Below are 12,437 nucleotides of genomic sequence, written 5' to 3' on the forward strand. Positions count from 1 at the left end.
ATGCGTACAACACACGCATCACCGGCATCGAAGACAGGGGGGCCTGATGATCGAGCTGGAAGTGCAGGTGCTCGCGCACGCGCGCGAGGGCCTGCTCATGGACATGGGCCGACTCGCCTCGGCCAACGGATTTACCCTGCAGCGGCAGCGGCTGGTGATGGGCAGTCACGGCGCCCTGCTCACGCTGGTGGTGGCCGGTGCGCCGCGTCGCCAGCGCGCGCTGGAGGACGCGCTGCAACAGCACGAGCGGGTCATCAGTCACGAGGTGGCACCAGCCGAGGCCGGCCAGATGCGTCCGCACTTCGCCGCGGTGCGTGCCATCGACACGTCTGGCTACGTGCCGAGCGCACCGCCGACCGCGCCGGAAGCAGCGCCACCGATCCCTGCCGGACCCGGGAAAATGGCTCCGAGTGTGCCGCGCGCAACGCCGTCGACCGGCTATGACTCCGCGCCACCGCCTGCCGCGCCGCCGCCCGCCGCGCCCACGGTCGAGCTCGCGGCGGAGCCCCTGGTCGCTACGCGCTCTGCCACCGTCGAGCGCATCGAGATACCGGACGAGTTCCTGCTCCCGACGCCGCCACCGCCGCCTGCGCCGGCCCCGCCGCCGGCCGACCCGTTTGTGGAAATCGCGGCGCTGCCGGCGGATGAAGCCACCATCGCGCGGTTGCTCGATGGCGCCACGGTGTCGGCGGCGCTGGTGGAGCAGCTGCGTGCACTGGAGGACGCAGTGGCCCCGGGTGCGCGCGAGCCGACACTGCACGCGGCAGGGCTGCGCCTGGGTCGCGCCATGGCGCCGGCCGATGCCGCGGCAGCGCCGCTCACGGTGGCGGATGCGGTGGCACAGGCGGGGCTGCCGGCCTTGCGCGGGATGGTCGACGTGGTGCTCCAGGGCGAGCAGCTGCACATTCGCCAGAGCCCGCTGTGCGACCGGCCGGGACACTCCGGCTGCGCCTTCTTCGGCGGCCTGCTGCAGGGGGCGCTGGTGCCGCGTGTGGCGGCGCACGAGATCAGCGTGTTCAATGTCTGCTGCCGCGCGTGGGGCGCCGATGAATGCGTGCTGGCGATTGCGGACTGATTGCAGTGGAGCGGGATGTGCCGACGGGCGGGGAGGTCGCGATGCGAGTACTGCTGTTCGGTGCCACGGGTATGGTGGGCCAGGCGGCGCTGCGCGCATGCCTGCAGGCGCCGGACGTGCGCGAGGTGGTCGCCGTGGGCCGCACGCCGACAGGCCAGCTGCACGCGAAGCTGCGCGAAGTGCAGCACGACGACCTGTGGCATCCCGAAGCGCTGGCCGACCCACTGCGCGGGTTCGACGCCTGCTTTTTCTGCATCGGGCGCACCTCCGCCGGCATGGACGAAGCGCAGTACACCCACTTCACCCACGACATGACCCTGGCGGTGGCGCGGATGCTGGCGCCCGGCAACCCGGCGATGACCTTTGTCTACGTGTCCGGCGCGGGGGCGGACAGCTCCGAGCAGGGGCGAGTGATGTGGGCACGGGTGCGCGGGCGTACCGAAAACGCGTTGCGCCAGCTGCCGTTCAAGGCCGTGCACGCGATACGTCCGGGCGTGATCCGGCCGCTGCACGGCATCGTCTCGCGTACCGGCAGCTATCGCTGGTTCTACCGACTGGCGGCGCCGCTGCTGCCGCTGTTGCGCCGCCTGCTGCCCGATAGCGTGCTCGATACCGACGTGGTCGGCGCGGCGCTGCTCACGCTGGCGCGAGGCGGCTGGCCCACGCCGGTGCTCGAGTCGCGCGACATCGCCGCAGCGGCGCGCTGAACGTCACTGCGGCAGCGCGTAGGCCACCAGCGAATCGCCTTCGGGCGTCTCCATGAAATGGTGGCCGGCAGCCATGATCACCAGGTACTCGCGCCCGTCCGCGCGGTAGACGATCGGCGTGGCCTGGCCGCCGGCGGGCAGTTTGGCCGTCCATAAGGTCTTGCCGCTTGCCAGGTCGATCGCGCGGATCAGGTCGTCGGTCGCCGCGGCGATGAAGATCAGCCCGCTGGCCGTGACCACCGAGCCGCCGTTGTTCGGCGTGCCGATGGTGAAGGGCAGGTGCGAGCTCAGGCCGAACGGGCCGTTGCGCAACGCCGTGCCCAGCGGGCGATCCCACAGCGTGCGGCCGGTTTTCAGGTCGATGGCCTGGATGCCGCCATAGGGGGGTTCCTTGCAGGGCATCTTCGTCACCGGAAGTCGCCAGCCGGCATTGATGGTGTAGCCGTAGGGTGTATCGAGCTGGGCGAAGCCGGTGGTCTGCGGACCGGCCTTGTTGTTCGAGTCGTCCTCGTCACGTGGTTTCCAGCCCGCCTTCTGCGCCTGGGCCCGCGGCACCATGCGATCGTAGTTGGGGATGTCGTTGTAGTTCGCCACGATCACGCCGCGGTGCGGGTCGATCGCCACGCCGCCCCAGTCCGAGCCGCCGTTGTAGCCGGGGTACTCGATCCACGGTCGGCGCGAAGTCGGCGGCGTGTAGACGCCGCGGTAGTCGGCCTGGCGGAACTGGATCCGGCAGGCGAGCTGGTCCACCGGCGTCAGCCCCCACATGTTGCTCGCGGTGAGGTCGCTCTTGCGCACGGTGTGATAGCGCGAGAACGGCTGGGTCGGGGCACGTTGGTCCGGCTCCACGCCGCCGCCGGGCACCGGGCGCCGGTCGATCCCGGTCAGCGGCTGGCCGGTGCGGCGGTCCAGCACGTACATGTCGCCCTGCTTGGTCGGCAGCACCAGTGCCGGCACGCTGCCGCCGGCGGCGGGAAAATCGACCAGGCTCGCCTGCGATCCCAGGTCGTAATCCCACACCCCGTGCTGCTGCGACTGGAACCGCCAGGCGGGTCGGCCGGTGCTCACGTCCAGCGCCACCAGCGAATCGGAATACTCGTTCTCCGCCGGTCGCCGCGAGCTGGAAAGGTACTGCCCGGTAGGCGCGCCGAGCGGAATGTAGACCAGCCCGAGCTGCTCGTCGCCGGTGGCGGTGGTCCACATGTCCGGCGTGCCACGGGCGAAGGTCTTGCCCGGCGGCGGCAGGCCGTTGCGCTCCGGGTGCACCATGTCCCACGCCCAGCGCAGCTTTCCGCTCACCGCGTCGTAGCCGAGGATCACACCCGACGGCGCCCACCGGCGCTGGCCGTCCAGCACCTGGTGGCCGGTCACGACCACGCCGCGCACGATCGTCGGCGCCGAGGTGATCGCCACATAACCGGCCGGCGTCTCGCCCATGCCACGGGTGATGTCGACCTGGCCGTGGTCACCGAAGTCCGCACACGGCTTGCCCGTGGCCGCGTCCACGGCGATCAGCCGGCCGTCGAGGGTGCCTTCGATGATGCGGGCGTCGCACGCCCCGGGCGCGCCCGGGGCGGCGGCGATGTGACTGGTGTACACGGGCGGCGGCGCGCTCGCGCTCTGCGCCGGCGCCTGGTCGCCTGGCGGGGTCGCCAGCGCGTCCTCGGCGCTGACCGCGGGCGTCGCGTAATAGGCCACGCCACGGCATGCGGCGGTGTAGGGAATCGATGACGTCTGCACCTTGGGGTCGTAGCGCCACAGCTGGTGGCCGTCGTGCGCATCCAGTGCGATCAGCACGTTGCGCGCCGTGCACAGGTACAGGCGGTCGCCGATCTTCAGCGGCGTGGTTTCGGCACCGTAGCGTTTCTTCGGCAGGTCGCCGGTGTGGAACACCCACGCCTGCTTTAGCTGATCCACGTTTTGCGGAGTGATCTGGTTCAGCGGCGTGTAGCGCGTCGCCGCATTGTTGCGACCGTAGGCGGCCCAGTCACCGGCGGCCGGAGCGTTGGCGGGCTGCGCCGGCGCAATCACCGGGGCGGCGGAGGCCACGCGGCCGGCTGCAGGCAACGGCTGGCCGGAGTGGTAGACATTGTGCGGCGCGAACACCAGCGCGAACGCACCTGCGAACACCAGCGCCAGCACCACGGCCAACCCGATCCACACTGGCCGCCGCGTGTGCGGCACGAGCCGCGGCAGGCACAGCGCCACCGCGATCCCCAGCAGCACCAGCAGGCCGTCGCGGGGAATCCAGCCCCAGTAATCCAGGCCGCTTTCCCACAGCGTCCACAGCACCGTCGCGGCCAGCACGCCGAAGAACCACCAGGCGCCGGAGCGAAGCCCGCGCGCGAGTTGCACCGCCGCGACGAGCAGCGCGAGTCCGGCCAGCGCGTAGTACCACGAGCCGCCCAGCGTGATCAGCCATGCGCCTCCGCCGATCATCGCGAGGGCCAGCAGGCCAATCACCACACCCAGGGTGATCGGCCAGCCGCGGCCGGTCGCTCGTCCATCGCGCTCGATCATCATCACGTGCTCCGTCGGAAACCTCCGCCCACGCTAGGGCGTGCGCAACAAAGCCGACGTGAAACGCGGGTGCGCGTGGCGCGAAGGGCCGCCATCGCATCGCGAGGCGGTAAGCGTGCCTTGATGCACGCGCCTGCGTGCCGGTCGCTAGCGCAGCATGCCCTCGGTACGCATCCACGCCAGCGTGTCGGCGAGCAGGATGTCCAGCGGCGTCTCGAGGTAGTCCAGCTCGCGCTTGGCCTTGCCCGAATCCACCTGCAGGCGATGCGAGGTGAGTGCGGCGCCTTCCGGTGTCACGTCCGGCTCGCGGCGGCTGAGGCGGGAGAGCGCGTCGAGCACGCGGGCGTAGCCCATCAGCAGCCAGGCCGGGGTCGCGCCACGCGGCGTGCGTCGTCCCAGTGCCGTGCCCACGCGGTGGACAAAGTCGACGAAACTCGCCTGCTCACCGCCGAGCAGGTACGCCTCGCCGAAGCAGCTGCGTTGCCACGCGCGCACCTGCGCGCGGGCAATTTCGCGCACGTCGGCGAAGGCCCCGATGCCGGGCGGGATCCCCGGCAGTTTCTGGGCGTCCACCAGGCGTATCAGCCGCGACCAGTTGTTGCGATCGCCGGGACCGAGAATGTGCGACGGGTTGAACACGATCCACGGCAGCGCGCTGTCGCGCACCGCCTGCTCGCCGAGGTACTTGCTGCGCTCGTAGGTGATCCAGCTCTCGCCGCCGCGCTGCGGCGTGGTTTCGGTCATCGTGCCGCGCACCAGGTGCGAGTAAGCCGACACCGAAGAGGTGTGCATGAACGCCCGCACGCGCGCACGCTCGGCCGCACGCAGCAGCTGGATGGTGCCGCCAACGTTGGTGGCCAGCTGCGCGGCAGCGCCAGGTCGCCACAGGCTGGTGTCGGCGGCGGCGTGGAACACCGCCTCGCAGCCTTCCATCGCGCGCTGCAGCTGATGGGCATCGGCGAGCGACGCGCGCACCGGCGTGCCGCCCAGCGCGGCGATCGCCGCATCGGTGCGGGGCCGGCGCGACAGCGCGCGCACGCGGTGACCCGCGGCGGCGAGCTCGCGCAGCAGGTGGCCGCCGAGAAAGCCGCTGGCGCCGGTAAGGAAGACGTCGCTCATGAGGATGGCCTGGTTCGTGTGGCAGGTGTCATGCGGATCCCGCGGATAATGTCGACCGGCTGCGGATAGCGCTACCGCTTGCCACGGTGTGCGCCGCCCGGCGACGTCGAGGCACAGGCCGTGCTTGGGACATCATGCGGCGGCCGCGTCGAAATACAGCATCGTCATGCCCTCGCCCGGCAGGGTGTGCCGCCCGGTGAGCGTGGCAATGCCGTTGGTGGACAGGCGCAGGATCCACGCCATGACCCACGGCGGCCGGCCCGGCTCGACGCCGAGCATGCAACGCACCTCACCGAACAGCGGCTTGCCGGTGTCCGGGTGCACGCCGATCGGGGTCTGGCGGAAGCGGTTCTGCACGATCCACTGGCGCGGCGTCGGCAGGGCGGCGAGTTGTTCGGCGGTCGGCGCCAGCAGCAGGCCGCTGCCGGAGTGTCCGGCCACCGCCTTGGCCACGCAGGCGTGGGCAGCCTGCCAGCCGCTGGCCCGAAGCGGGCTGTTCTCGACCCAGTGGCAGGCCTCGTGGTCGGCCAGCGCCACGTCGGCCAGGCTGCCCTTGTGGATGCCTTCGTACCAGGCAGGATGGCTGTGCCAGCCGACCTTGTCGGCCGCGATCAGCGTGGCCTCGGCGCGTTGCCGTTCGAAGCGCGGCAGGTCCGACAGGATCAGGCGGTTCCACACATGCCCGAAATGCCGCGCCGTGCCGGGGTGGTAGAGCAGGCCGTGCGCGGGAATCAGCTCGCTCCAGTCGTGCACGGCGACCTGCCACCAGTGCCGGGCCGCGTCGAGGTCGGGCCAGGTGGCCCGTTCGCGTGGGCGATCCTCGATCAGCACGGTGGCCGGCTTCGGCGCCACCCAGCGGCGCAGGTGCTCGGCCCAGGAGACTCCGTACGGCGCGGGGTCATGCGGTAGCCAGCGGGGGTCCAGGCCGTGCAGGCGCCGCTGCGCCTGGTGCAGCGTGTGGAAGGTCGGCAGCATCGAGGTGAAGGCCTGGATCTCCACCCAGGCCAGCTCGAACGGTTGCTGCGGGTGCTCGACGAAGGCCAGGTCCAGCGCCAGCACATCCGCGGTGGCGCCGTGCCACTGCGGGCGCGGGCGGCGCAGCTGCGGCCCGAGCGCCTCGACCAGGTGCGCGACCTTGGCCTGCAGCGCGCGATGCAGGGCGCCGTTGCCCTGCGCGTAGTGGTCGGACATCTGGCTCTGCGGCAGGTGCGGCGCGCGCACCTCGGCCAGTGCCTGGCGCAACGGCTCGGCGCCGAGGCGGTGCAAGGTGATCTGCGGCACGGCGCTCATGACCAACCCTCGGCACGGGCCAGCTCGCAGCCGCTGTCGCTCGACTGCGCCACCATCCAGCGCAGCGTGTCGCGCCAGTCGCCCTGCTCGGCGCGCAACTGCGCGCGCAGCCGATCGGCGAAGCTGCCTTCGTCCAGCGCATCGGCCAGCTCGCGCTCCCAGAAATGTCGCTCTGCGACGTGCAGCGCGCGTGGCGCGATGCGCGACCACCAGCGCTCGAAGCGCCGTGGCGTGGCGACTTCCTCATCCGTGTCCCAGTCGATCCAGCGCGCCTGCATGGCGTGGCGACGCGCGCGCCACTTGTTCTCGTCGATGCAGGCGCGCGGCCACGGCGGTCCGGCGCGGCCCTGCGCCAGTTCCAGCTCCAGCGTCTCCGCTTCCCACTTGAGCAGCGTGGCGATCAGCCCGATGCGCGACAGCTGCGGGTGGGTGTCCATGATGCGGATTTCCAGCGTGCCGTAGCGGTGGTGCAGGCGCAGGTCCTGCCACAGCCCTTGCTCGGGCCCGATGCAGCCGGTGCGGCGCAGGCGCTGCACGTGCTCGGCGTAATCCTCCTCGCTGCTCCACACCTCCGGCGTGCCCATGCGTGGGTAGCGGTCGAGCAGGCTGTGTCGCCAGCTGTGCAGGCCGCTGTCGCGACCTTCGAAGAACGGCGAGCTGGCCGACAGCGCGAGCGCCTCGGGCAGGACGTGGCGCAGCCGGTTCATGATCGCCATGCGCGGTGCGCCGGGAGCGAAGCCCAGGTGCAGGTGCATGCCGAAGCTGAAGGCGCTGCGCGCGACGTCCTGATACTCCTCCACCAGCGCCGCGTAATGGGGAAACGCCGGCCCTTCGTGCATGGCCTGCTGCTGCCAGCGTGCGGTGGGGTGTACCCCCGCGATCAGGATCTGCTGCCCCTGCGCGGCGGCCTTGCGTCGCGCCTGTGCGCGCAAGGTGTCCAGTGCCGCAACGAGGTCCGGCACGCCGTGGCAGATGCGCGTCTTGAGCTCGATCACGCAGCGGTGGATCTCGCGATCCATCGCTCCCTCGCTGCTGGCCGCGTCGGCCAGCCCCTCGCTGAACTCGTGCGGCGCCAGCTCGCCTGCCGCATCGACCACCTGCACTTCCTCTTCCATGCCCAACGTGACCATGACGCACCTCCTCGTGTGGAAAGGCGCATCAGACACCTTTGCCGGAGGCGGCGTCGCGTGGTGGGTCGCGAGGAATCAAAGGCGGCTCGCGCCGTCAGCGCCGGTGCTGCGCGTCAGGGCGGCGAGACACGGCCTGGCCCGGCTTTTCCGGCCGGTTTATCGGGCGCGGCGCCGGCCATCGAGTGGCCCGCGCGCAGCGGCAGGCGATCTCGTCAGCCGCAGCGATGGATGGCGATGCAAGCGCCGCGCGCCGTGGCGGCCGTGCAGGGGCGGCTACGGAGCCGGCCGGATCAGGCGGCCACCTCGGCCGCCGCTCCGTGCGACGCCTGCGCGGCCAGCCAGGCGTGGATCTGCGCCACCACCGTGGCGCCCTCGCCGATCGCTCCGCCCACGCGCTTGACCGAGCCCGATCGCACATCGCCGATGGCGAACACGCCGGGACGGCTGGTCGCCAGCGGGTAGGCCGGATCGCTGCCGCACTGCACGAAGCCGTGGCGATCGGTGGTCAGCTTGCAGCTGGCCAGCCACTCGGTGGCCGGCTCGGCGCCAATGAACAGGAACACGTGGCGGATCGGCGCGTCGGTCTGCGCGCCGCTGTCGCGATGCCGCCAGCGCACCGTCTGCAGGCCGCGCGCGTCGCCTTCCAGCGCGACGATCTCGGTGCGGGTCATCAGCTCGATCGCCGGGTTCGCCTCGATGCGATCGATCAGGTAGCGCGACATGGTGGCGGCCAGGCCGTCGCCACGCACCATCATGCGCACCTTGTGCGCATGCGCCGCCAGATAGACCGCCGCCTGGCCGGCGGAATTGCCGCCGCCGACCAGCACCACCTCCTGGCCGGCGCACAGCTGCGCCTCCATCGGCGAGGCCCAGTACCAGATGCCGCGCCCCTCGAAGTCGGCCAGGTGCTCCAGTGGCGGCCGCCGATAGCGCGCGCCGCTGGCGATCACCACCGTGCGCGCAGACCACGTGCGGCCCTCCTCGGTGCGCAGGCGGTGGATGCCGTCGGTCGCCTCGCAGTCCAGCGAGGCCACGCAGGCGGGAATGGCAATCTCGGCGCCGAACTTCTGCGCCTGCACGAAGCCGCGAGCGGTCAGTGCCTGGCCGGTGATGCCGGTTGGAAAGCCGAAGTAGTTTTCGATGCGTGCGCTGGCGCCGGCCTGGCCACCGAAGCCGCGGGCATCCAGCACCACCACCGACAGCCCCTCCGAGGCGGCGTAGACCGCGGTGGCCAGCCCGGCCGGGCCGGCGCCGACCACGGCCACGTCGTAGACCCGATCGGCGGCATCGCTGCCGACCATGTCCAGCGCCTCGGCCAAGGTGTGCTCGTCGGGATTGCGCAACAGGCGACCGTCCGCCAGCAGCACCAGCGGCCAGCTCTCCGGGTGGTCGCGATAGGGCGCCAGCAGGTCGGCCAGCGCCGGATCCTGCTCCGGCGTGACGGCACGGAACGGGAAGCCGTTGCGGCGCAGGAAGTTGCCGATCCGCGCGCGGCCCGAATCATCGGCCTCGGCGATCACCAGCGGGCCCGCCGCGCACGATTCGATCAGGCTGGTGCGGCGCAGGATCAATGCACGCATCAGCCGCTCGCCGAGGTCTGCCTCGGCAACGATCAGGCGACGCAGCTGCTCCGGGCTCAGCCACAGCGCCTGCACCGGCGCGGCTGCCGTCCCGTCGACCAGGGCCGGCTTGCCGGTGAGGCCGCTGACTTCGCCCATGAACTCGCCCGGGCCATGGTGGGCGATCTGCACCACCTGGCCGGCGCCGTCGTGCTGGGTGATGTCGACCCGCCCGTTGAGGATCAGGATCAGCCCGATGCCGCGCTGGCCGGTGCGGAACACCGCCTCGCCGGGCGCGTAAGTGCGGGGCTCGCCGAAGCGGCGGATGCGCACGATATCTTCGGCCGGAAGCACCGGAAACATCTGGTCGGCCCGGCGCTGGGCGGTAGTGGCGGTGCCCATGGTGACTCTCCCTCGCGTCGATCGCGTGTCGGCCATCGTCGCACCGCACGGGCCGGCGTCGCTACCTCGTTTGGGGGAGTCGTCAGCCCAGCAGCAGCGTCTGCAGCTCGCCCAGCGCGCGCACCTCGTGATGCGCCGCGATGCCCGCCGGTGCGGCTTGCCCGTGCGGATTGAACCAGCAGGTGTGCAGGCCGGCGTTGAGGCCACCGAGGATGTCCGAGTGCGGGTTGTCGCCCACCATCAGCACCTGCTCGCGCGGCGGGTCGCCCAGCGCCTGCAGCGCGTGTTCGAAGATGCGCACGTCCGGCTTGGCCACGCCCAGCTGCTCGGAGATCACCAGTGGGTCGAACCGTTCGCGCAGGCCGGTGCGCTCCAGTCGCGCCAGCTGGAGCGCGGTGAAGCCGTTGGTGATCAGGCCCAGCCGCACGCCGGCGTCGGCGAGGGCGTCGAGCAGCGCCTGCGCGCCCGGCAGCAGCGTGCAGATCTCGGCCATCGATTCCAGGAACGCGAGGTTCAGATCGGCCGCGGCTACGCCAAGCTGGCGCGCCCAGCCGTCGAAGCGGGTGGTCTGCAGCTCGGCCGCGGTGATGGCGCCGTTCTGGTAATCCACCCACAGCGGCTTGTTGAGCTGCTGGTATTGCGCGTAGTGATCCGGAGTGAAGTCCACCGCGTGCCGTTCGAACATGCGGCGCAGGCCCTGGTAGGCGTCGAAGTGGAACAAGGTGTCGTCGGCGTCGAACAGGATCCAGCGATAGGTCACGGCGGTCGGTTCCGGGGCGGCAGGGCAGGGCGCTACCTTAGCGGCGGCTGCGCCGGCAGCACATCGGTTAGCCTGCACGGACCCGCGGCGCGACCTGCGCACGCCGGTCTACCTCACAGCGGAGCGGTGCCATGACGATGGAATTGAAGATGCTGGCCTGGGCAGTGGTGCTGGGGCTGGTGCACGTGCTGGTGGCCGCGGCGCTGGCTACCGCGCAACGGGGTCTGGCATGGAACGCCGGCAATCGCGACGGCGAGGTGCGTCCGCTGACCGGCTTCGCCGCGCGCGCGGCCCGCGCCAGCGGCAACTTCCTGGAGACCTTCCCGTTCTTCGCTGCCGCCGCGCTCGCGGTGGTGCTGGCGCAGAAAGCCGATGCCTCCACCGCACTGGGCGCGCAGATCTACCTGTGGGCGCGGGTTGCCTACCTGCCGATCTACGTCATCGGCATCCCCTACCTGCGCACGCTGGTCTGGGCGGTCGGGTTCTGGGGCATGCTGCAGGTGATCGAAGGGCTGTTCTGACGCCATCGCCGCCGCTCTGAGGCGGTTTACGGTGGGATGCCGCGTCCTGCGGCCGACACGCCGCCCGACCGCCTGACCAGACCCGGCACATGTCATTCGCGCCGCTGCCCGCGCAAGCGGCAGCGACGGGACGCAAAGCTGACGGTCGCCGCGACCGTGGGAGTGTCGAGTCATGCGCAGGCGACACCCGCCGGTTATCCCGGGGAGCTCCCTGCTGGCGGCGCACGGTGGCGGAGATGCGCGCCGGTGCGGCGGGTCGAAGCCATTCCTGCGGGCGCCGGGAGCTTCGGGCTCGCTGCGCTCATGCCGCCGACCGGCGCCGTCTCACGGCGCGCGTGCGGCGTTGCGGACATCCATTACGGTAGGCAGGGGCGATCTGAGGTTCAGGCCGGCGGTGACCCGGACGGGGCGGGGCGTCGGCGCACGCGGCCCCGGACAGACAGCGTACTCGCGACGCTGGAATCGCTGCGGACTCCTCGTGCGCGCGCCTGTCGTGCCGGTCCCTGGCAGCGACCGGCCGGTCTGCGGCGCACCTGCCGAGGGGTGACGCCGCAGAGCCATTCTCTTGCGGCGACCGAAGCTGCCCGGTCGCACGCTCGGCCGGCGCGGTCTCCGTGGCCGGCCCTTCCGGCAGCGCCAGCCCGACCAACGAATGGAGCAACCCATGACCAAGCATTTCGAACGCACCGGCCCCCTCGCCGAACTGTCCAGCTACCCGCAATGGGCGCAGGACATGGTGGCCGACTGTGAAAGCACCAAGAAGCGCGTGCTCGACCACGAGATCTGGAAGCTGATGATGAACCTGCGACTGGACGACGCATCCACCGCCAACTTCATGATGGGCCTGTGGCCCTTCATCGAGCGTTTCCCGGGTTTCATGGCACTGAACCTGCTCAAGACCCGCTACGGCCGCAGCCCCGGCGACAACCTCGCTCGGCGCTGGCTGGTACGCAACATCCGGGTGGAGCAGAACCACGCCGAGTACTGGCTGAACTGGGCGGAAGGTGCGGGCGTGCCGCGCGAGGAAGTGTTGAATGGCATGGCGCCGCACGGCACACAGGTGCTGGCCAACTGGTGCGAGGAGATCAGCAGCCACGGTTCGCTGGCGGCGAGCATCGCCGCGACCAACTATGCGGTCGAGGGCGCGACGGGCGAGTGGTCGCGGCTGCTCCATGACAGCCCCGAGTATGCGGAGCGCTTCCCGCACTCCATCCGCAAATCCGCGCTGCGCTGGCTGCAACTGCATGCGGCCTACGACGACACCCATCCATGGGAAGCATTGGAGATTGTCTGCACTCTGCTTGGAACTTCGCCGTCCGTCGGCGAAATAGCGCACATCAGCGAATGCATCCAG

The 12,437-nt window shown here is 71.0% G+C and carries 10 protein-coding genes; 4 read left to right on the top strand and 6 right to left on the bottom strand.

From position 1 onward, the window contains the following. The first annotated feature begins 46 nt into the window (after positions 1-46). Positions 47-1,075, top strand: coding sequence for a hypothetical protein (locus VFG40_RS11025; RefSeq protein ID WP_324897402.1), 1,029 nt, complete (start codon positions 47-49; stop codon positions 1,073-1,075). A gap of 41 nt (positions 1,076-1,116) precedes the next feature. After that, positions 1,117-1,782 carry an NAD(P)H-binding protein gene (locus VFG40_RS11030; RefSeq protein ID WP_324897403.1) on the top strand — a complete coding sequence of 222 codons (666 nt, stop codon included), beginning with the start codon at positions 1,117-1,119 and terminating at the stop codon, positions 1,780-1,782. Positions 1,783-1,785: 3 nt separating this feature from the next. Here the strand turns inward: VFG40_RS11030 and VFG40_RS11035 are convergent, their stop codons facing one another. The 6 genes from VFG40_RS11035 to yjjG all read right to left on the bottom strand — a co-directional run bounded on the left by VFG40_RS11035 (position 1,786) and on the right by yjjG (position 10,562). After that, positions 1,786-4,302 (bottom strand): membrane-bound PQQ-dependent dehydrogenase, glucose/quinate/shikimate family, encoded by a 2,517-nt coding sequence (locus VFG40_RS11035; RefSeq protein WP_324897422.1) that lies wholly within the window; start codon positions 4,300-4,302, stop codon positions 1,786-1,788. Positions 4,303-4,449: 147 nt separating this feature from the next. Continuing rightward, positions 4,450-5,421 (bottom strand): NAD-dependent epimerase/dehydratase family protein, encoded by a 972-nt coding sequence (locus VFG40_RS11040; protein ID WP_324897404.1) that lies wholly within the window; start codon positions 5,419-5,421, stop codon positions 4,450-4,452. Between the two features lie 132 nt (positions 5,422-5,553). Further along, positions 5,554-6,711: a hypothetical protein gene (locus VFG40_RS11045; protein WP_324897405.1), complete on the bottom strand. Its 1,158-nt coding sequence runs from the start codon at positions 6,709-6,711 to the stop codon at positions 5,554-5,556. Further along, entirely contained in the window at positions 6,708-7,841 is a 1,134-nt protein-coding gene (locus tag VFG40_RS11050; protein WP_324897406.1) for a carboxylate-amine ligase, read from the bottom strand. Before VFG40_RS11050 ends, VFG40_RS11045 begins: the two co-directional genes overlap by 4 nt. Positions 7,842-8,131: 290 nt before the next feature. Beyond that, a complete protein-coding gene (locus VFG40_RS11055) occupies positions 8,132-9,802 on the bottom strand; it encodes an FAD-dependent oxidoreductase (protein WP_324897407.1) in 1,671 nt (556 codons plus the stop codon). An 82-nt stretch (positions 9,803-9,884) separates the two neighbouring features. Beyond that, positions 9,885-10,562 carry a pyrimidine 5'-nucleotidase gene (gene yjjG / locus VFG40_RS11060; protein ID WP_324897408.1) on the bottom strand — a complete coding sequence of 226 codons (678 nt, stop codon included), beginning with the start codon at positions 10,560-10,562 and terminating at the stop codon, positions 9,885-9,887. Positions 10,563-10,693: 131 nt separating this feature from the next. Here yjjG and VFG40_RS11065 point away from each other — a divergent pair, with 131 nt between their 5' ends. Further along, positions 10,694-11,083: an MAPEG family protein gene (locus VFG40_RS11065; protein WP_324897409.1), complete on the top strand. Its 390-nt coding sequence runs from the start codon at positions 10,694-10,696 to the stop codon at positions 11,081-11,083. Between the two features lie 664 nt (positions 11,084-11,747). After that, positions 11,748-12,437, top strand: a 690-nt coding sequence (locus tag VFG40_RS11070) for an iron-containing redox enzyme family protein (protein ID WP_324897410.1), incomplete at its 3' end; no start/stop codon positions are given.

The sequence above is a fragment of the Dyella sp. genome (assembly GCF_035685805.1).
GTDB lineage: Bacteria > Pseudomonadota > Gammaproteobacteria > Xanthomonadales > Rhodanobacteraceae > Dyella_A.